The 20,735-nt window shown below is 38.4% G+C and carries 15 protein-coding genes and 1 pseudogene; 9 read left to right on the top strand and 7 right to left on the bottom strand.

Annotated features, from left to right (window positions below; genetic code table 11):
- The 9 genes and pseudogenes from ACO6HM_RS09260 to ACO6HM_RS09220 all read left to right on the top strand — a co-directional run.
- On the top strand, positions 1–1,500 hold the full coding sequence (locus tag ACO6HM_RS09260) for a response regulator transcription factor (protein ID WP_485390769.1): 1,500 nt from the start codon (positions 1–3) through the stop codon (positions 1,498–1,500).
- Positions 1,497–3,278 carry a sensor histidine kinase gene (locus tag ACO6HM_RS09255; RefSeq protein WP_485390768.1) on the top strand — a complete coding sequence of 594 codons (1,782 nt, stop codon included), beginning with the start codon at positions 1,497–1,499 and terminating at the stop codon, positions 3,276–3,278. Before ACO6HM_RS09260 ends, ACO6HM_RS09255 begins: the two co-directional genes overlap by 4 nt.
- Positions 3,279–3,399: 121 nt before the next feature.
- Entirely contained in the window at positions 3,400–4,926 is a 1,527-nt protein-coding gene (locus tag ACO6HM_RS09250) for an ABC transporter substrate-binding protein (protein WP_485390767.1), read from the top strand.
- 182 nt (positions 4,927–5,108) lie between these two features.
- Positions 5,109–6,029, top strand: coding sequence for an ABC transporter permease (locus ACO6HM_RS09245; protein ID WP_208430245.1), 921 nt, complete (start codon positions 5,109–5,111; stop codon positions 6,027–6,029).
- 11 nt (positions 6,030–6,040) lie between these two features.
- Positions 6,041–6,970 carry a carbohydrate ABC transporter permease gene (locus ACO6HM_RS09240; RefSeq protein ID WP_485390766.1) on the top strand — a complete coding sequence of 310 codons (930 nt, stop codon included), beginning with the start codon at positions 6,041–6,043 and terminating at the stop codon, positions 6,968–6,970.
- Between the two features lie 61 nt (positions 6,971–7,031).
- Positions 7,032–8,207: a glycoside hydrolase family 5 protein gene (locus ACO6HM_RS09235; protein ID WP_485390765.1), complete on the top strand. Its 1,176-nt coding sequence runs from the start codon at positions 7,032–7,034 to the stop codon at positions 8,205–8,207.
- Between the two features lie 3 nt (positions 8,208–8,210).
- On the top strand, positions 8,211–9,845 hold the full coding sequence (locus ACO6HM_RS09230; protein WP_485390764.1) for a glycoside hydrolase family 43 protein: 1,635 nt from the start codon (positions 8,211–8,213) through the stop codon (positions 9,843–9,845).
- Positions 9,846–9,958: 113 nt separating this feature from the next.
- On the top strand, positions 9,959–11,989 hold the full coding sequence (locus ACO6HM_RS09225; RefSeq protein ID WP_485390763.1) for a beta-galactosidase: 2,031 nt from the start codon (positions 9,959–9,961) through the stop codon (positions 11,987–11,989).
- Positions 11,990–12,034: 45 nt separating this feature from the next.
- A pseudogene (locus tag ACO6HM_RS09220) lies at positions 12,035–12,508 on the top strand (response regulator); the annotation flags it as partial.
- A 302-nt stretch (positions 12,509–12,810) separates the two neighbouring features.
- Here ACO6HM_RS09220 and ACO6HM_RS09215 read toward each other — a convergent pair.
- The 7 genes from ACO6HM_RS09215 to ACO6HM_RS09185 all read right to left on the bottom strand — a co-directional run bounded on the left by ACO6HM_RS09215 (position 12,811) and on the right by ACO6HM_RS09185 (position 20,325).
- On the bottom strand, positions 12,811–13,368 hold the full coding sequence (locus ACO6HM_RS09215; protein WP_485390762.1) for a hypothetical protein: 558 nt from the start codon (positions 13,366–13,368) through the stop codon (positions 12,811–12,813).
- A 16-nt stretch (positions 13,369–13,384) separates the two neighbouring features.
- The gene (locus ACO6HM_RS09210) at positions 13,385–14,314 is read right to left on the bottom strand and encodes a Kiwa anti-phage protein KwaB-like domain-containing protein (protein ID WP_485390761.1); all 930 of its coding nucleotides are present in this window, start codon (positions 14,312–14,314) and stop codon (positions 13,385–13,387) included.
- A 21-nt stretch (positions 14,315–14,335) separates the two neighbouring features.
- The gene (locus tag ACO6HM_RS09205; RefSeq protein WP_485390760.1) at positions 14,336–16,549 is read right to left on the bottom strand and encodes a DEAD/DEAH box helicase; all 2,214 of its coding nucleotides are present in this window, start codon (positions 16,547–16,549) and stop codon (positions 14,336–14,338) included.
- Complete coding sequence (locus tag ACO6HM_RS09200) at positions 16,543–18,186, bottom strand: site-specific DNA-methyltransferase (protein ID WP_485390759.1); 1,644 nt, start codon at positions 18,184–18,186, stop codon at positions 16,543–16,545. The genes ACO6HM_RS09205 and ACO6HM_RS09200 overlap by 7 nt, the downstream gene beginning before the upstream one ends.
- Positions 18,186–19,055 (bottom strand): DNA damage-inducible protein D, encoded by an 870-nt coding sequence (gene dinD / locus ACO6HM_RS09195; protein WP_485390758.1) that lies wholly within the window; start codon positions 19,053–19,055, stop codon positions 18,186–18,188. Before dinD ends, ACO6HM_RS09200 begins: the two co-directional genes overlap by 1 nt.
- Entirely contained in the window at positions 19,055–19,273 is a 219-nt protein-coding gene (locus tag ACO6HM_RS09190; RefSeq protein WP_485390757.1) for a helix-turn-helix domain-containing protein, read from the bottom strand. The genes dinD and ACO6HM_RS09190 overlap by 1 nt, the downstream gene beginning before the upstream one ends.
- A 263-nt stretch (positions 19,274–19,536) precedes the next feature.
- A complete protein-coding gene (locus ACO6HM_RS09185; protein ID WP_485390756.1) occupies positions 19,537–20,325 on the bottom strand; it encodes a transposase in 789 nt (262 codons plus the stop codon).
- Positions 20,326–20,735 lie beyond the last annotated feature (410 nt).

The raw sequence follows: 20,735 nt of genomic DNA, 5'->3' as shown, positions 1-20,735 counted from the left end.
ATGATTAGACTACAGGTTGTTGAAGATGAAGCTCCGATAAGGAATGGAATCATAAGACATGTTCCCTTTGCAGAGCTTGGCGTAGATGAAGTAAGAAGTGCCTCCAGTGCTGAAGAAGCACTGGAGATTATGAGCGAATATAAGCCTGATATCATCATTTCAGACATAAGAATGCCTGGGATGGGAGGTATTGAGCTTTGCAAGACTTATAAAAATAAGGCAAAGGACTGCCAAATCATTTTTATAAGCGGATTTTCGGATAAGGAGTATCTGACTACCGCAATCTCTTTGGGTGCAGTTAACTATATTGAAAAGCCTATTGACATTGAAGAATTAAAAAAGTCAATTAAAAAGGCCGTAGATGCTGTAGTTAAGATAAACAGACAGCATAAGAACCTTTTACATAGTGTGCTTACACTTCCGGAAGAAGCTATAAAGGATTCTTTGCATCAAAACGGGGAGGCGGAAGGCATTTTTACTCCAATTTTATTTACAGCTAAGGAAGGGATTGTAAGCCTTAGCTCGGTAGCTAAAGGCCTTACAGAGCTGTTATCAGAAGAAACAGCTAAGGAGTACACTGCCCTTACGGACTCTCTTGGAGGCAATGTTTACCTCATTCTTCTTAAGAGCAATGAGAGTTTGGGTGATAATAATGCCAAGATGATTGGTGAGAAGTTACTCTCAGTCAGAAAAAATGATGAGCAATGGTTTGTTGCTCTTGGCACCGAAATGAGAGGCTTTACCTGCCCTGAACCTGAAGAATTAAAAAAAGAAATTGCAAGATTAAAGAAACAGCTTAATTCACTTTCATATCTTGGTTGGAATAAAATATCCACAAAGGATGATGAGGCTGTTGATAAATATGTTAGTTTATCGGATGTAGAGCTTGCAGACTTTCAAAAGTTGATAAATGCTGGTGAGACTGAGAGTATGATAAAGAGGGTAAACTACTGGTGTAACAAGCTGATACAGGATAGGGCCGCCATGAATCTGTCGGTAAAGAATAGCTTTTATACCCTGCATAATATGATTGAAAAACATTATGGAAGCAAAACGGAAGATACTATTTATGAAGGCAGTTATGTATTCATAGAAGAAGCAAAGTCGGTAGAGGAAATCTGTGATTATATATGCAGTTATATTAAGGAAATTAAGACTGTAAAGCAAAATGTCTCAAGTAATTATATTATCAAAGAAGTTTGCAACTATATAAACAGCCACATATCAAAAACTGACCTATCAATAGTTGAGCTTTCTGAGATTGCCTGCCTTGCGCCTACCTATCTGAGCGCACTCTTTCGCAAAAAGACAGGTAATACAATAAGCTCTTATATCCAGGAAATGAGACTAAATAAGGCATGTGAGTTGTTAAAGAATCCTGCTTATAAGCAGTATGAGGTTGCTGAAATGGTAGGCTATGATGATGCCAAGTACTTTGCCAAAGCATTTAAGAAGAAGATGGGACTAACACCATCAGAATATAGGGATAATATGCCATGAAACTCTTAGTCAAATTAAAAAATAAGTTTAATGCTCTCCCAATGAATAAGAAGATGCATATCTCTTTTGTGCTTCCGATAGTTCTACTTTTGGGAGTACTGCTTTTAGGTATGGGTTCTCTTTTTGAAAGTTTATATAAAAAACAAATAAATTACAGCATAGAAAGAGCAAATACACAGGCTGATGCATTTATTAGCAATTACCTTAGTAATCTAAGATTTATAGCAGACCAGATTAAGTCTGACAGAGATATAAGAAGTGTCCTTGCAGATAAGAACTTCGGCAATAAGAAGGACTTGGGAGATAATTATAGGGAGTTCCTTAAGCTTAACTCTGCATTTGGCTCCATTGAGGTTGCTCATCCTAATTTTAAGATAGGAATGTTTTTAAAAGATACGATACTATATTCAAACAATAAACATTTCTTTTATCCGGAATCTGATTTATTTGCACATCCAGGGCCTATAGGTAAAAATTATTATGCCATATTTAAGGTAAAAGAAAAAAATAATAACTATGAATATCTAAGCTTCATAACTAAATATAACGTACAAAAGACTGACGGAGAGTTAGAAACTTATTCTGTCATGTCGCAGGTTGACATTGAGAAGCTAAAAAAGGTGCTTGAAAGTGCAAAGAGCGTGGAAGGTGCCCTTCTCTATCTTGTCGATGAAAAAGGTACTGTACTTGTTCATCCAAATAACAGGGCTAATATGGAACTTCCAAATGTAAAGAATTACAAAGCGATGAGTCTGGTTAAGCTTGAGGATGGGGAGTTCTATTATACCAGGAGAATCATGGATAATGACTGGAAGATAGTAAGCCTTATACCTAAAGCGGAAATAAAGAAGCAGAGCAGCATAGTGACAACAATCTATATAGCAGCAACGGTAATTATGATTGCAATAGTTTTCACTATTTCTTTTGTGTTTTCTAAGTATTATTCAGGTAAGATATTTGCTCTAAAAAAGAGAGTAAATGATATAACCGAAGGTAATTTATCGGTTATAAATGAAGAAGTGGATTCAAGTACAAAGGATGAAATGGATGAGCTTTACAATAACTTTGAATTCATGGTATCGGAAGTTAAGAGGCTTATGAAAGAGCAGTACAGACTTGGTAAAGATGTGACAAGAGCAGAAATGAGGGCATTACAGGCACAGATTAATCCACATTTCCTATATAACACACTCGACTTAATCAACTGGGGAGCACTTGACTACGGGGCTGAATCAGTTGCCAAAATTGCAAGAGATTTGGGGCAGTTTTACAGGCTTAGCTTAAACCATGGAAGTGCCGTTATAAGTATAGCAGAGGAACTTTTACATGTAGAGTGCTTTATAAGAATTGAAAATGTACATTATGAAGGTGCTATTCATCTTGAGACAGAGGTAGATGAAGGTATAAAAAATTTCGCCTGTCTAAACATACTTCTACAACCATTTGTAGAAAACGCAATTGTACATGGAATAGCTGAGCATCCTGACATCAAAGAGGTAAATATAAAGATAACCGCTAACAAGTTAGAGGATGATATAGAGTTTCATATAATTGATGACGGATTGGGCGTAGACGGGGAAGAGATAGAAAAGCTTCTTAACGAGCGGCCTGTTGGCGGATATAGAGGCTTTGGCATAAATAACGTAAATTTCAGACTTAAGCTCTGTTATGGAGAGGATTACGGTATACATTATGACAATATAAAGCCTCATGGAACTGACGTAACCATAAGGATAAAAGCACTTACAATAAATGAGCTCGAAGAAGCATTGATGTAGATACACAAAAATTTCCCCCTTTTCTTAAAATCGTCTGTGTAAAATGCGGTAAAAATAAATTAAAATTATACCAACAGTAATCCGCAGGAATAACTTTAAGGCGGTAAAAAGGAGGAAAAAAATGAAAAAAAGATTATTATCTGCTTTTGTTGCATCTTGTCTCATAGCCTGCAGTTTGACGGGCTGTGGAAGTAAGGGTAGTACAGAAAAAGCTTCAACTGCTGCGAGCACAGCAAAATCAGGGAGTGCTGCAAACCAGTTCGCAGATGAAGTAAACCTTACAATGTATGTTGTAAGTGACAGACCGGCAGGACAGGATTTAATAGATGAGAATTTCAACAAGCTTCTAAAGGAGAAGATGAATACAACTCTTACTATTAACTGGATACCTTGGTCTGACTTTGCAAACAAGTATCCGCTTTTATTCTCCTCAGGAGAAGAGTTTGACATGGCTTATACATCAAACTGGCTTAACTGGACACAGCTTGCGAGAAAAGGTGCTTTTATGAACCTAGATGACCTCTGGGAGAAGTATGCACCTGATAACTTTAAGGCGACCACTGACAATGCTAAGAAACAGGCAAAGGTAGATGGCCACTACTATGTAATCCCTACCCAGCTCGCTACTTATAAGGGATATGGACCTATCTACCGTACAAAGTTTGACGATGGCAAGGAATACAAAGAAGAAGTAAAAGACTTTGAAAGCTATGAGAAATACTTAGATTGGGTAAAAGAGAATGAACCTGGAATACAGCCTTTTGAAGTATATTCAGAAGGAACAGCAGCTGATGATAACTGGATGTACATCAATGGCTTCTGCAACTCAAAGGGTGCCACAAACGACTTCCTTTTCTTCGACCCTAAGGAAGCAAATCCTAAGCTTTTCACATATTATGAGTACCCTCAGGTAAAGGATTATCTTTCCATGATGAAGCGTTGGAATGAAAAAGGCTTCTTCTCAAAGTCAGCCCTGTCTGATACAGACGCAACAAAGACACAGAATGGTGTAGCTGCTACAAGGCTTCACAACATAGATACCTATGGAGGGTATTATTCAATGCATCCTGACTGGAACTTTAAATTTGCTGACTTTGTTAAGTATGAGGCACATCTTCCTTATACACAGGATGCCCTTGCTATATCCCATACCTCAAAGAACCCTGAGAGAGCTCTGGCATTCTGGAATCTTGTAACTACTGATAGAGAAGTTTACGATGCTTTCTACTTTGGTGTACTTGGAACAAGCTACGAGCTTGACGACAAGGGACGTTTCACATTGCTTGATACTAACAATTACAATACATCAGCTATGTGGGCTGTAAGAACCAATGAGCTTCACCGTATGGACGCTAAATACCCTGACTCCTACGAGACACTTCGTAAGGAATGGGAAGAGAAGATAAAGGCTGATGATACAGCAGAGAAGTTCTCATCTTTTATTATAGATACATCTAAGATTGAGACAGAATATGCAGCCTGCAACAGCGTACATCAGCAGTATTGGTGGCCATTAGAGCTTGGTTATACCGATATTGACAAGGGTCTTGCTGAGTATGAAGCAAAGATGAAGGCAGCAGGTGTTGACAAGGTTAGAGCTGAAATACAGAGACAGCTTGATGAATATGTAGCAGGTCTTGGTAAATAAAAATTTATAAAATGACAGGAAAAGTGCAGCCTATTATGGGCTGTGCTTTTTCCTTTATTAAAGGACTTATGCATAGATGAACTAAAAACTTAAAATTTTCCCCTATTTCATAATTATATAAGTGTAAACTCATTTGATAAAAAGTTACAATTAAGAAAATGAAATATTATGAGGAGGCAGCAATGAAAACTAACGGTTTTTTAGCGGAATTTAAGAAGAATAAACCGCTGTTTGTGATGATTTGTCCCGCAGTTATTCTTACTATTGTTATGGCGTATCTTCCTATGTCAGGACTTGTCTTGGCTTTCAAGAACTATAGGTTTGACCTTGGAGTATTTGGAAGTGATTGGAACGGTATAGAGAACTTTAGATATCTCTTTGAATCAGGCACGGGATGGCTGATTACAAAGAATACCATAGTATATAATCTGGTTAATCTTATTACCTCGCAGCTGCTTGCGATAGCTATAGCAATCTTCATCTCAGAGATTAACAAAAAGGTATTCAAAAAAGTGTCTCAGTCATTGATTTTCCTGCCTTACTTTATATCCTGGGTAATCGTAGGAACCTTTGTATTTGCAATATTTAACTATGAAACAGGCTTGTTAAACAGCATCATAAAAGCCTTTGGAGGAGATCCGGTAAATGTCTATGAAATGCCCGGTATCTGGCCTGTAATCATAGCCTGTTTTAACTCCTGGAAATGGTGTGGCTACAACTCAGTTATATATATAGCCGCAATAGTTGGTGTAGATGCTGAGATATATGAGGCTGCTTCAGTTGATGGAGCAAATATTTTCCAGAGGATAAGAAATATCACCCTACCATCGATAAGAGCAACTGTTATCACAATGCTTCTTCTAAATGTAGGCCGTATTCTTCGTGGAGACTTTGAAATGTTTTACCAGATAGTTGGACAAAACGGTCAATTGTTTAATGCAACCGATGTTATTGATACTTATGTATTTCGCTCCCTCTTGCAGAATTCGAACCTGGGGATGAGTGCGGCGGCATCGCTGTATCAGTCGGTACTTTGTTTTGTAATAATTATAATCGTCAATAAGATAGTTAAAAAGGTAGATGAATCAAACGCTTTATTCTAAAGGAGGAAAATATGGCAGCTAAAAATAAAGACATAGAAAGCAGCGGCTTAGGCTCTAAGGTTAAGCTAAGCACTTCTTCAAAGTTATTTTATATATTAGCCTATGTAAGTGTTGGACTTATGGCTCTCATATGTATAATACCATTTATAGTGCTGATATCAGGCTCATTTACATCCGAGAACTATATCAGGACACAGGGATACAGCCTTTTTATCAATGATTTTTCAACCAAGGCCTACGGTCTCATATTCAGGAATCCGGTTACAGTATTTCGTGCCTATGGTATATCTATCTTAATAACAGGTGTTGGTACTATCTTAGGTACTTTACTAATCACTATGACAGCCTATGTAATTTGTAGAAAAGACTTTAAGTACAGAAACCACTTTTCATTTTTCTTTTACTTTACCACCCTTTTTAACGGTGGAATGGTTTCAACCTATATCTTCTACATTCAGTATTTGAAATTAAAGGACAGCCTTTGGGCTCTCATATTGCCCGGATTATTCAATGTATTTTATCTGCTTATAATGAGGAGTTTTGTAAACACAATACCGCCATCACTTATAGAGGCATCAAAGATAGATGGAGCAGGGGAGTACAGGATTTTCTTTCAGGTAGTCTTCCCGCTTCTTAAGCCGGGCCTTGCTACTGTAGGACTGTTTATGGCGCTTGGATATTGGAATGACTGGTACAATGCAATGCTTTATATAAACAGTAATACTAAGTTCCCTCTACAGTATATGCTATACAATCTCTTACAGCAGACGCAGGCGCTCGCAAGAATAGCCTCGCAGTCCGGCATCAGTGTGGCTGATTTGCCGTCTAACAGTCTTAAGATGGCAATGGCAATAGTTGCAACCGGCCCTATACTCCTTGTATATCCTTTTGTACAGAAGTACTTTGTAAAAGGTATTACAGTGGGTTCTGTAAAGGGTTGATATTTATAAAGTAAAGATCGTGATACATTTAACAAACTAGCAAATATTAGAAAGGTAAAAAATGAATACAAAAATTGATAAAGTAAAAGGTGTAAATTTAGGGAACTGGCTGGTTCTAGAGAAATGGATGAGTCCGGAGCTCTTTGCAGGGACTACAGCGGAAGATGAATATTATCTTCCTACACAGCTTCCAAAAGAAGTATATGAAGCAAGAATACGCCAGCACAGGGCTGAGTATATTTCTGAGAGAGACTTTGTATACATAAAGTCTCTTGGCTTAAATTCAGTAAGGATACCCGTTCCATACTTCATATTTGGTGACAGAGAACCATTTATAGGCTGTATTGAAGAGCTTGACAAGGCATTCAACTGGGCAGAGCGATATGGGCTCAGTATTCTTATAGACCTACATACTGCACCTGATAGTCAGAACGGCTTTGACAATGGCGGAATAAGTGGAGTATGCAAGTGGTCTAGCGAACCCGAAGAGGTTGAATTTGTGCTGACTGTACTTGAAAGGCTTGCACACCGCTATGGAGAAAGAATAGGGCTTTGGGGCATCCAGATAATAAATGAACCTGTATCTGAGGATTTGTGGGACATGGTTCAAAAGAGATATCCGCCTGTTGATGGTAAAAAGGCTGAGGGCTCAGGTCCTGTTACAAGTAAATTTTTACGTGAATTTTATGTAAAAGCTTATGACAGGCTAAGAAAATACCTCCCTAAGGAAAAGTATGTAGTATTCCACGATGGCTTCCGCCTCAAAGAGTGGAAGGACTTTATGAGGGAGGATAGGTTTGAAAATGTTGTACTTGATACCCATCAGTATCTGATGGTGGCTGAGATGCAGGGAACCGCACAAACTCTTGATTCTTATGTAAAGTATATAAAAGATGTGTATGAAGAGGACGTAAAGGAAATGCAGGAGTATTTTCCTGTAATCTGCGGAGAGTGGTGCCTTTTTAACTCTCTCGCTTGTGGAAGGGATACAAAGGGCGGTCGGTCTGTATTAAATGGTGAGATGGAAGATATAACTAAAGTGCTTAGTGATGAAGAAAAAAAGCATATTTACAAAACTCTTTGTAAGGCACAGCTTAAGGCTTGGAATAAAGGAAGCGGATATTATTACTGGAGCTATAAGTTACTTACAGATACTGTAAATACCAAAGGCTGGGAAGGCTGGGATTCTTGGGATCTTGGCAGAAGTGCAGCCTTTGGGTGGTTTGAAACGGAGTAGACTATGATAAAGAATCCAATACTTACAGGCTTTAACCCGGATCCTTGCATTTGCAGAAAGGGAGATGATTTTTACATAGCAGTATCTTCTTTTGAATGGTTACCCGGAATCCCCATATATCATTCCAAAGACTTGAAACACTGGGAGTTATACACACATGTCTTAACTCTTAATTCGCAGGTTGAACTTAGGAAGCTTCCATCTGCAAAAGGAGTGTGGGCTCCTTGCCTTACTTACTGTGAGGAAGAGGATAGCTTTTATGTTATCTATGGTGTGATGAACTCTATGAATGCCAGATACTTTGATGTAGATAACTATCTTATAAAAGCAAAGGATATAAGAGGTCCTTGGACAGAACCTGTATATCTGCATTCTGCGGGATTTGACGCGTCTATACTACACGATGATGATGGAAGAAAATACATAGTTTCTCTGGAGTGGGAGATACGAGACGGTTATGAAAAGCCAGGTGTAATCTGTGTTGCAGAGTATGATACTAAGAACAAATGCCTGAAGGAATATCCTAAGCGGGTATACAACGGTGGTACTGATAGAGGCTGTATTGAAGCACCTCACCTTACTAAAAGGGGAGAGTATTACTATCTAATGTGTGCAGAAGGCGGAACGGGATACAATCACTGTGTTACTATGGCAAGATCAAAGTCTCCATATGGGCCATTTGAAAAGGACCCTATGAATCCCATACTGACCTCATCGCCAAATAATTCAAATGAAAGGGCGGATTGGGATCACCTAAAGCCAAGATACTATAATCCTGAGTCGGCTTTGCAAAAGTCAGGGCATGGTAGTTATATTAATCTGGATGAAAAAACTGCTTATCTGGTTCATCTATGTGCAAGACCGTTTGTGCCGGAGCTTAGATGTACTCTGGGGAGAGAAAGTGCTATTCAGAAAATGATATGGACTGATGATGGATGGCTTAGAATGGCTGATGGCACTAATCTGGCTAAGATTGAAACAGAGGAAGCTTACTTGCCTGCTTTTGATGCAGAGATACTGCCAGACAGAGATGATTTTGATGAGACGGTATTAAGAAAGGACTACTATTCCCCAAGAATATTTCCAAACGAATTTACAGACTGCACAAGTAGAGAAGGTTTTATCAGACTTAGGGGGCAGGAATCTCTTTCTTCACTTAATAGAGTGAGCCTCCTTTGCAGAAAACTACCATCAGTAGAAGTTGAGGCTAATGCAGGATTAGATTTTAACCCTGAGATATATCAACATAGTGCCGGCCTGGTGCTTTATTATGACAATATGAATTATATAGCACTTAGGAAGTATTATTCAGATACTCTTAAGCAGCCTGTGGTTGCAATTATATCCCTTGAAAATGGTGAAAAGAAAGAACATCTGGACACAAGAACAGCTGTTGATTGCCGTATGCTTAGATTTGAACTAATCGTATCGGGCAGAGAAAGCTATTTCAAATGGGGATATGAGGGCGAGGATACCAAGCCTATTGGACCTGTTTTTGCTACGGATAAGCTTTCGGATGAATATTGCAAATACGGTGAGTTTACGGGCACGATGGTAGGTATATTCGCAGTAGACAGTATGTTCCACAAGAAGGAAGCTGATTTTGATTATTTTAGTGTAACTAATAAAGAAGAATAAAGCTATGGTTAAGTCCAACCTGAACCCCAAAAGCATCTGTAGCAGTGTAATTTCATACATTTTGAGTTATACTGTCTACAGATGTTTTGTTTAACCTGATAAGGAGAACGATAATGGAAAATGAATTCTTGTATGGCTGTGCGTACTATCCTGAATATATGCCTTATGAGAGGATAGACGAAGATTTTGCCCTTATGCAAAAGGCTGGGATGAACGTGGTAAGAATAGCGGAATCTACCTGGAGTACACTAGAGCCAAAGGAGGGAGAGTATGATTTTTACCATATTGATGAAGTTCTAAAAAGAGCCGGGAAGTACGGTCTCAAGGTAATAATTGGTACTCCTACATATGCAGTACCATCTTGGCTTGCAAAGCTTGATAAAAACGTACTTGTCCATACCAAAAACGGCGATGTAAAATATGGTAAAAGGCAGATATTTAACCTTTTATCAGATACATATATATTCTATAGCAGTAGAATAATCAGAAAACTCTTAGAGCATACAGCGAGGCATCCACAGGTTATAGGATTTCAGATAGACAATGAAACCAAGCATTATGACAACTTCGGAGCAGAGATTCAGGAAGCGTTTATCCGTCTGCTTAAAAGCAGATATACAGACATAGAGGAGTTTAACAAAGATTTTGGACTTGCTTACTGGAGTAACAGTATCCGCTCGTGGGAGGATTTTCCTGATATTTCCGGGACAATAAATGCAAGCCTTGCCTGTGAATTTGAAGAATTTCAGAGAGATATGGCAGTTAACTTCCTTAAAATGCAGGCAGAGATTGTAAATGAATATAAAAAACCGGAGCAGTTTATTACGCACAACTTTGACTTTGAATGGAGAAAGTTTGGTGCTGATATAGCTCAGGATGGCTATTCTTACGGGGTACAGGATGGTATCCATCACCTAAGAGCTTCTTATGCACTCACGCATGCAGGAACTGACATCTATCATCCTACCGGATTTCAGCTGACAGGTGCTGAGATAGCGTTTTGTGGAGATGAAGTAAGAAGTCTTAAAAATGACAACTACTTTGTACTTGAATGCCAGTCGCAGGCATTTAAGTATTGGTGCCCATTCCCGAAACAGCTCAGGCTTCACGCTTTTAGCCATATTGCATCTGGTGCAGATGGAGTGATGTACTGGAACTGGCATTCCATCCATCAAAGCTTTGAGACTTACTGGAAGGGCATTTTAAGCCATGACTTAAAGCCATCTAGAATATACAATGAGATTTCCGAGATTGGCAATGAAATCAAGAAACTTACAAAGGAAAAGCTTTGCATAAAAAAGAAAAACAGGATTGCCCTTTTGGTTGATACCCTATCTTTAAGTGCGCTTAAGTGGTTTCCAATCGATAAAGAGCTTAGTTATAATGATGTTGTAAGATATATGTATGACAGCCTCTATGAAGAAAACCTCGAATGTGATATCGTTTTCTCCGAGTATGTAAATCTTGATAAGTATGAAGCCATTATCTGCCCTGCACTTTACTGCGTATCTAAAGAGCTTACTAAAAAGCTTGACAAGTTTGTGAAAAACGGTGGTATCCTCATAGGTAGCTTTCGCTCATTTGTAGCAGACAGAAGGGTTAGTGTATATACTAAAACTCTTCCTGCGGGGCTTACTGACTGCTTTGGAGTACATTATGATGAATTTACACATACTCTTAATATGGGAGCAGGAGGAAAAGAAGTAAAGTATGTGGCAGAGCTTGTAACTGCTGATACAGCTAAAGAAATCCATCCATATGAACATATATACTGGAATAATTATTCTGCAGTAACCTGCAATGAATACGGAAGGGGAAAGGCTTATTATATAGCTTCATATCTGGACAAAACTTTGCTAAAGGATGTCTTAAGAGAGGCATTAAAAGCTGTGTATGAGAGACAAAATCTCCCTGTACAGACCACTTTCCCGGTGATAACCAGAAGAGGTGTAAATGAACTGAGCGAGGAGTTAACCTATGTATTTAACTACTCCTGTAAGCCTATGGAAGTAGAGATATGTGTAGAGGATGTGAAGGGCTGCACAGATGCCATTACCGGGATAAGTTATGTAAAAGGGGATAAACTAAGGCTTGAAGACTGGGGAGTGGCAGTACTTATTGACTATCCCCACAAACAAAGTTAGAATTATCATAACACTTTGAATACAAATTAGAAGGCCGGTAAGAATATGGATTTATATAAAATAATGCTCGTAGATGATGAGGAAGAAGTGCGTACCAGCATCATCAAGAAAATCAACTGGGAAGCAAATGGCTTTGAAGTGGTTGGAGATGCTGAAAATGGCAGAGATGCGCTCGAAAAGATAGAGAACTTAGAGCCAAATGTGATAATTACGGATATTAGGATGCCGTATATGGATGGGCTGGCACTTACAGAAAGCCTTAGGCAAAGATTTCCGTCTATTAAAGTTATCATTTTTTCCGGATTTGACGACTTTACCTATGCAAAAGAGGCGATTAGGCTTGGGGTGACAGAGTACATCTTAAAGCCTGTAAATGTGGATGAACTCACTGAAATCCTCAAAAAAGTCAGATCAAAACTTGATGAAGAAATAGAGTCTGCAAGAAACATAGACAGCCTTAGAGAAAGATACAAGGCAAGCCTCCCTGTGCTTAGAGAACAGTTCTTAAATAAGCTGATTATTAAGAAGGGGTTTTATGATGAAAATAGCCAGACAGAACTTCAAGTACCTACTCCCTCACCATCCTTGGTATCGATACCAACTTACAGTTCGTATTTGAAGGTATCATCATACTTGTAGCCGTAACTCTTGACTGCTTAAAGAATGTACAGAAAAAGTAAATACAATTTTGTTAATGCCTCCGGTTAGTCGGGGCAACAAAGGGATTTTCGTAAAACGAGAATTTTTGAGTGACACCTTCAAAGAGTGTGACAAGGAGAACACCCACGCAAGAGTAGAAATGCTCCTGTGTGGGTGTTTTCTTATTGTTTTATATCCAACTTGTATTCGTTGTTAATCGATTTTAGGTATAGGGTTTCGCCTACGCATCCAGTCAGTTGACGATGGCTGATGATTCTTTGCTCTAAAACTTGTCCATCTTCATTTTTGGATTTGCATATAAAAAAGCGAAAATTAGTTATCTCCAAAATAATATTTACACTGAAATAGTTATGGCGAACACAGAGGAAACCTAATGTCAGATAAAATATCAAGAACAAAATCACTTGGCTCCATTGCGTGAAATCAAATGCAAACAGTGGAAGAATATATGACAATAGATACTCTGCAGTGATTGTCTTCTCCTCTGTCGCAGACATGAGCATCTGTGGTGTTGTCCCTTCTTTACCGCCTGTGCGCAATGTCACCAGTAACACAATAAGTGCTATAAGACATGAAACCAGAATGCAGCCTATGCTGATATATTCTGTCCATAGATTCGATGTGTTTTCTATGCAACTCTTTATATCAATAAAAAGAATGGATATCCACAGCGGGGCGAACGATGTGTGATAAAGGCTTAATGAAAATATTTTTGACATTCATTCAACCTCCATATTATTCCCATCTCTTTGACCCAGCTACTTCCATAGGATTATCATCAAACGGGTCAATCATCCCTCTGTCACAAAGGAGTTTTACGATTTTGTCAGCGGCTCCCGGTTGACTGGTTTCAAACTTATCTCCGTCTAATGGGATATTAAATTTTTTCGCCATTTTCTTTCGACTATTTGCATTTTTTAGCTTTTGGAGATGACCATCATGAAATGAAACAAATTTTCTTGGATTATGACCACTTCCGGCAATTGAAGCAAATGCATCAAAATCTGTTACAATACTGCATTGCTGAATATCCTGTATTTTTTCGCTACAAGTTGCTTTATATGCGCGTTCCATGTTAAATAGATTTTCTCCTACGAGTGTAAGCATATAAACAGTGTCATCAATCATGATTACATCAATTAATGTGCGCAACGAGATGACCCTATCAGAAATTTCCTTAAAAGTTCCGCTTGCTCTTAAGAATTTATGCTTTAATGATGTAACCGGATTCTGCATAGAAATCAATTTAACAGGTTTTTCTTCGTTGCCAATCTTAATAATACCTCGCAGTAGGTAAGCACGTGCTTTGAACTCTAAAGGGTCAATTTCCGTATCAGGGGTAGCAATGGCTGCAATCAATGTCTTATATTCCTCGGAAATTAAAGCATTGTCTGTTTTTATCCAATAGATAACTTTGTCGATGGTAGAGCCATCATACTCTATAACATCTTGATATGAGTTAATAACTCCATTTGTATCAGCAATATAGCGTTCAGCTATTTCAGAAACAAATGCTGATAATGTACCCTCTGGAGAGAGTGTGATTTCTCTCCCCGAGTAAGAAGTACCGTGTTGTCTTGAATTCTTTATCTGTAACAATTGTAATGACCATGTTGAGCAAGTTGATAAAGAAGCAAACACTGTTTTCATTTTTTCGAGCGTCATATTTATTTCCCTCCATCTCTATCAAAATTCTTGCTGTAATGGCACCCAATGTTCATCTGCCATATCAATGGCAAACTCAGTATTGTTGATATATAGCTGATTATCTTTGTCGCGAACAAATCCCCAATGCAAACCTTTATCGGCTGTATATCGTTTGAAGGCTTCAAATTTATTTCTTATCTGCGTATCGATATTTTTATCCTTTCCTTTGGATTCGCCGCCCTTGGTTTCAATTACCCAAACTGTGCCATCTTTCTTCATAACGATGTAGTCCGCATAGAAAAGCCACTGGTGTTGCAAGCCATCCATATATACAATTGAAAAGTACTGCTGCCCGGTATCGCCATTTTTATAAACCCATTCGATGTCATCACAGCCCTCACAGTATTGTTCAAACAGCATTTCAGAAGTGCTGCGTACAAGACTTGTGGCATAGCCGGTTGTGTATTCGTGATAAGCGTTAGTTAGGTATTCAACCTCGTCCTTAACGCCGGGGTCATAACGGAAGAAGTCCTGCTCTGGAATATGGAAAGCAGAGACCTTTGGATTTACCGCAAAACTTATCTGTACGGACATTTCCGCTGTGACTGCTCGGAATTCTTCTTTAAGCAAATGCTCATTGTTAATAACAAATGCATAAAATTCTGACGTATCCAGTAACAACAGCTTTTTGTAATTATTGCCGCCTCTGCGGAACAAACGCTCTAAAATAGTTTTTACCTTTGCCGAAGGCATATCAATTGTAGTTTTGATTGCATCTACACAGTGGAGAAGCTCCATACCGTGCTTATGCGTATTCACACGTTTACGAGTAGTAAAATAGTCATGGCTTTCCATTACCTTGTCAGTACGGATAAATTGACCGTGCAGAGCGTGACCGATAATTTCATCTCCAAACACATACCCATCAGCAGTAAGACGCAGTTTATTATTTGCCTTGTCTTTGCCGAGATTATGCTTTTTCACAAAATGGTCATAGATGCGGTTTAACACTTCACGCTCACCAAGACCATCAAAATCGAGGTCTCTGATTTGTTTTTCAAGGGTAAATGTTTTGCATTTATCCTTAAGGAACAGTCTGCGTGTTTCGTATGCCTTGTCCATATTGGAAAGCAGACCTGCTTTATATTTTTCGTCAAAGGTGTAAACATAGCAGAAGTCTAATAAATCATCTTCATAGTGCGTAGCCTCCGGCATACGGCGGATACGGCCTATAGTCTGGATTTCAAAACTTTCGCTCATGCCTTCACGCAGCTTAACGAGTATTTTAGCACGAGGGCAATCCCACCCTGTGCTGATAGCTTGTTTCATAAGCAGGAACACAGGGATAGCATCGTTTTCTGTCAGATTGTCCGGGAGATCTTTCTTGTCCTCACTCATCCATTTGCTGACCATACCGTTATCGTAGGTATATCCCATGCTCTCTAACTTGCGTTCAACGGCAACGATAGTTTCCGGCTGTCCGTTTGGAAACTGAATAAGCACAAGAGGGCGTATGTTTTTGCCGATTTCTTTATAACGTCCTAAGATAGCTTTTCTCTTGGCATCAGCTAAATCGAGCAGATATTCGTAATCGTCTGTGATTTCCAGATTGTCCTCAATGCCTTCATTGACATAGAGAGCCTTGGTAATCAGACCAGCACCAATAACGTCCACTTCATCGATTTCAAAGAATTCATATCGTTTATTTTCGATAGCAGTAGCACTGACACGCACAATATTTTTTGCAGCAAAAGCATCGATAATAACCTTGGCTTTTGCAGTATTATTAGAATGTTCCTCATCAATAATGATAATGAATTCAATACATTTTCTGTGTGCATCAGCTATACGGTCAAACAAATTTTTGCATTCACTATCTCGTATGGCGGTGTTATCACGCTTAGTAACCAATTCCCAGTTTATGAATGTAGTGCTGCCCGGCTCAAAACCATTGAGCAATGCATCAAATAAATTCTGCGTTTTCCTGCCAGAAGCAAACTTACGCATTTTGTCACGGCTCTGTTCTTCCAGATTGCCTTTCCCGGGGCACAACCAAATAATCGCTGTGTTTTCACTAACATTGGACAGATACTTATCCACATAATCAACGAGAATGATGGTCTTACCGGAGCCGGTAGGAGCCTTCATCACAATGGTCTGTTTGCCATCCTTTTTTGTAGTGAGGTCGAGCAGATTTATAACAGCTTTTTCTTGGAACTCAAAGAGTTCTATACTTAATCCGGGAACTACCATGCTTCGCCAACCTCCTTTAACTCAAATTGGAAGTAATTATCCGGGATAATGTGTATGTCAATATTTCCGAACAATTTCTTCTGTGCCGTAGTAAACAACACATTTTTGGATACATACATTGCTTTCACATTACCACAGTTGTCCCAATTCTGTTCTATTGCATCCAGTTCATCATCATTCATAATAATGAGATATTCGCTGCCATCAATTTTTACGCCGTGTTCCAACTGTACCATTTCAGTTATATGAGCAAGTAATTCTTCACTGATGTCTTCTGCATCCTTTGATACAAAGTCGGTACGATAATATTTCACATCAGCAGGAATACCTGCAGTTTTACCATAACCTGAAATTATACGGCGAATACGCTCGTAGGTGACTTCTTCGCAGATATTATTTTCATTATTAGTACATAGAATGAAAGTACGATTGCTTCCATCGTTATCACGATTATATTCCAAAACAGCCTGTCCAGTAGTACCAGAACCTGCGAAAAAGTCAAGAACGATACTATCGGGTTTACTTGCAATGTGAATAATGCGAGAAATGAGTTCAACAGGCTTTGGGAACGAAAATACATTGTCTCCAAAAATATTCTTAATAGTGATAGTGGCTTTTTTATTACCTTCAATCCCTGTCCACAAATTTCCGGACTGTTTGGTGCGGCCTTCAAGATAAAACTTCTGATATACTTTCCAACCACTTTTATCTTTTTTCCATTCTATCCTATGTTCATTTCGTAAACTAATATAAGTGCTCTCTTGACAACGCCACCTGCTTTCATAGCCAGCAGGAGCAATCGGGTATATCTGTGTACCGTCTGGAGCAGTAACAGGATAATACATACTGGGTCTGTCTTCATGCCTGTCCTCGCCGCCAGTTTTTCTCAAAGGACGCACTAAATAACGCCCATATTCATCTTCTAAATTATAAATTTTCGAACTTTCATCATCAAAAGGCAGACCATTGAAGACAGCTTGTTCGGTACGTGCATAAACCAACATATAGTCAATTTCATTAGAAATAATTGCATTTCCCTGTCCAGTAGGAGTACCTGTACTACGAGCGATTTGTCCTCTGAAGTTGTTTGCTCCAAAAATTTCATCACAAAGCAATTTCAACTGAGCAACTTCATTATCATCGATACTTATGAAAATTAATCCCTCTGGACTAAGAAGTTCCTTTGCTCTCCCAAGTCGAGTTGCCATAAAAGACAGCCACTTGGAATGTCGAAAAGTATCCGTATTGTCTACAAAAGCATCATCATATATAAAATCACGACCGCCCGTATTGTACGGTGGATCTATGTAGATAAGGTCAATTTTTCCTGAGTGTGTCTTTTCAAGAAGACGAAGCGAATGCAGATTATCGCCTTCAAGGATAAAATTATAGACACCATCAGCTGATGCGTTGATTTCCTTATCTGTGCATTCAGTAAATACAGGAATATTATCACGCATCCGTATATCCACAGTCTCTTCGTGCTGTTCCCACACAAGACCATATTTTTTGGCGTTGAGTTCACTTTCAATTTCGCCTATGGCAATTAAGACATCATCATCGTCTTTATGTTCCTCACGAATGGTTTGCAGAAATTCAAGCATTCGTTGACGTTTCTGTTGTGATAGATTTGCCATTAATTTTCACCTCCATCATCCAACTCTGGCAATTTTCCAGCCTGTGATGCCATTTTCTTTTCCTGCGACTTTACTCGGCGTTCTAATTTTTTGATATCCTCAGACGGAGGCAGTTCTTCTGGTTTGATGCCACGCTGTCCAAGCATTTTACGAACAGACAGATTGTTCTGAACGTGTTCGCCTGTAATGTCTATTTCTCCCTGCAAATCCTTTTCTTCTACATTATAATTCGTCATTTCTGTTGCCAGATTTTTTGCAGCTATCGTCAGAGTTGGCAGAAAATCAGCAAGAGGGCGGTTGTCTTTCACTCCCAAGCGAGACTTCATCTCCTGTGTGCTATGACCACCGAACAGAGCTTGGTCACCTTTAGAACGAATACGGCCAAATCCGGTGTCATCGACGCCACGCTCATAAATGTTCTGCGATAAACGTTTTTCAGATTCGCGCAATCTGCTGCGAGCTTCTGTCCGCTCAATAAGGGCAATACGTTCTTCAATTAATTCCTGTTTTCGGGTCTGTACAGCAAAATAGCTCTGTGCAAATGCAATCTCTTCCTTTTTTGGGTCGCCGTTCTGTGCAATTAAATAACAGGCATAACGAGTCAACATATAGTCCTTGACATTTCTATGTGCGCCGCTACCCAAGGGAACCATTTTCGTGATCTCACGAAAATGGTCAGATACCTCAATACCACTGGTTTCACAGGATTCCATCGCACGGCTTATTGCTTTATCAAAATTTTCCCAACGTTCATAACCAAGCAAAGGCATTAATTCACGAGCAAACCAAAACTCAAAATTGGCGTTTTCGCCAATGTGTATAACAAGGTCAAACTGTTCTTTGATTTGACCGACTCTTTTTTTGTCCATTATACTTCCTCCTTTTCATCGGGTACAAATTCCAAAATATCATCAACGCCACAATTTAAAACTCGGCAGATGCTTTCAATGCTGTCAAGCGAGATATATCCGTTTCGTTTTAATCTTGTGATAATATTGGCAGAAAATCCTGCTTGTTGCTGCAATTGTGCATTCGTCATATCTTTCTCTATTAATAAATGGAATAGTTTTTTGTAGCTTACAGCCATTTTCACACCTCCAAAAACATCTCGTATAACTTTAAAATATATTATATCACGCAAAGATGAATTTTTCAATCTGTGAAGACGCTTGAGTTTCCGTAAACTGCATTAATAAAGTTAGTAAATCCTTATACACAAAGAAGATTTAGGAATTTTTTACATTAAAAAGTGGTACTATTAAAAATAAACATACTTAATAAGCCCTACTTAAGCAGGACTTGTGAGATGTATATTTGTTCTTTAAGTTAACTTATAAATTTAAAGCAAAGCTACCTGTATACCGGGCGTTCTGTCTTAAACCACAGTCTTGCACCTTCTTTGGAATATGAAAGAACGTTTTGTATACCTTTTGCAAGCCTGTAATAATAAAATAAAACTTTTTCCTTTATGGGATATGAAGCCTTTATTATTGTAGCCTTCATGGCATTTGTTTCAGATTTCATTGAAGTCTGAGCAAGAAATGCCATGCATAGCGTAATATAAAAATTTAGTGATTTGATTGCCTTAAGCTTACGTATACGGAAATTTTCAAACTTAAACATCTGCTTTTTGCAACGGAAATATTCTTCAATCTGCCATCTGGAAAAGTACATTTTTGCCTTTCCAAACAATGAGACAGCCCTTTCTATTGCAGAAAAAGTAACATCATTAATTGATGTAAAGTTTTTTTCATTTGATGAATGGATTTTAGAAAACAGGCTGACCGGATGGGCGTTATTAGTCAGCATGGTTGCTTCTGTTACATGATATCCCTTTTTATAAATGTTTTTCTTGGCAGTACTTTCAGAACCGTCACGCACTAAACAGAGCGACTCAAATTTATATCCGCCTGGTTTTACAACATCGCTGTCATCAATGTGTACCACGGGATGTTCAGGGCACCATTTTTTAACAGATGAAAGATAAGAGTTGAGAGCGTATGCGGGTATTCCTTTTGCAAGGTGGTTGGAAAGCCTGTCCACAACATTGATTTTTCTGGATGGTTCGTGAAGTTTGTCGGCTATGTCTGTAAGTAGGCAGCTTCCTGATGCTAACATGCCATAATTCATATCAGCCATAAACTTTCTTTCGGGCTTTGGAAGTTTTTTTTGAAATTTTATTTGAAAAAGTTAAAATTTCCCGTTTCATTTTATAAGTATTTGATGTAAAATTAATCACAGGTAGTCCTCCTAATTTTTGTTTAGTATGTTTTTTTGTGATGATTAAATTATACATCAAAAATGAGAAGGATTCCTTATATTTATGGGATTTTTTGAAAAAAATTTGTTGTAAAACTGTAATTAAGAATGACTTGTGGATAAAATACGTAAACTCAAGAATTATATATATTGATTTTATATATTGACATAGGTATAATTGAAGAAGTTTATTTGTTTATACAAATTGTTTAATATATGTTAATTAGTTTAGAAACATTGCTAGAACGACTAAATATTCACCCATATGAAATATAATTAATTGGAGAAAA

This window comes from Catonella sp., assembly GCF_057250765.1.
This window is presented reverse-complemented; position numbering and strand designations above follow the sequence as displayed.

Excerpts from the sequence above, each read along its gene's own strand:
- ACO6HM_RS09225 (WP_485390763.1), top strand. The coding sequence starts at position 9,959 with ATGGAAAATGAATTCTTGTATGGCTGTGCGTACTATCCTGAATATATG.
- ACO6HM_RS09240 (WP_485390766.1), top strand. The coding sequence starts at position 6,041 with ATGGCAGCTAAAAATAAAGACATAGAAAGCAGCGGCTTAGGCTCTAAG.
- ACO6HM_RS09215 (WP_485390762.1), bottom strand. The coding sequence starts at position 13,368 with ATGTCAAAAATATTTTCATTAAGCCTTTATCACACATCGTTCGCCCCG.
- dinD (WP_485390758.1), bottom strand. The coding sequence starts at position 19,055 with ATGGACAAAAAAAGAGTCGGTCAAATCAAAGAACAGTTTGACCTTGTT.
- ACO6HM_RS09230 (WP_485390764.1), top strand. The coding sequence starts at position 8,211 with ATGATAAAGAATCCAATACTTACAGGCTTTAACCCGGATCCTTGCATT.
- ACO6HM_RS09190 (WP_485390757.1), bottom strand. The coding sequence starts at position 19,273 with ATGGCTGTAAGCTACAAAAAACTATTCCATTTATTAATAGAGAAAGAT.
- ACO6HM_RS09255 (WP_485390768.1), top strand. The coding sequence starts at position 1,497 with ATGAAACTCTTAGTCAAATTAAAAAATAAGTTTAATGCTCTCCCAATG.
- ACO6HM_RS09210 (WP_485390761.1), bottom strand. The coding sequence starts at position 14,314 with ATGACGCTCGAAAAAATGAAAACAGTGTTTGCTTCTTTATCAACTTGC.
- ACO6HM_RS09185 (WP_485390756.1), bottom strand. The coding sequence starts at position 20,325 with ATGGCTGATATGAATTATGGCATGTTAGCATCAGGAAGCTGCCTACTT.
- ACO6HM_RS09245 (WP_208430245.1), top strand. The coding sequence starts at position 5,109 with ATGAAAACTAACGGTTTTTTAGCGGAATTTAAGAAGAATAAACCGCTG.
- ACO6HM_RS09260 (WP_485390769.1), top strand. The coding sequence starts at position 1 with ATGATTAGACTACAGGTTGTTGAAGATGAAGCTCCGATAAGGAATGGA.
- ACO6HM_RS09250 (WP_485390767.1), top strand. The coding sequence starts at position 3,400 with ATGAAAAAAAGATTATTATCTGCTTTTGTTGCATCTTGTCTCATAGCC.
- ACO6HM_RS09200 (WP_485390759.1), bottom strand. The coding sequence starts at position 18,186 with ATGGCAAATCTATCACAACAGAAACGTCAACGAATGCTTGAATTTCTG.
- ACO6HM_RS09235 (WP_485390765.1), top strand. The coding sequence starts at position 7,032 with ATGAATACAAAAATTGATAAAGTAAAAGGTGTAAATTTAGGGAACTGG.
- ACO6HM_RS09205 (WP_485390760.1), bottom strand. The coding sequence starts at position 16,549 with ATGGTAGTTCCCGGATTAAGTATAGAACTCTTTGAGTTCCAAGAAAAA.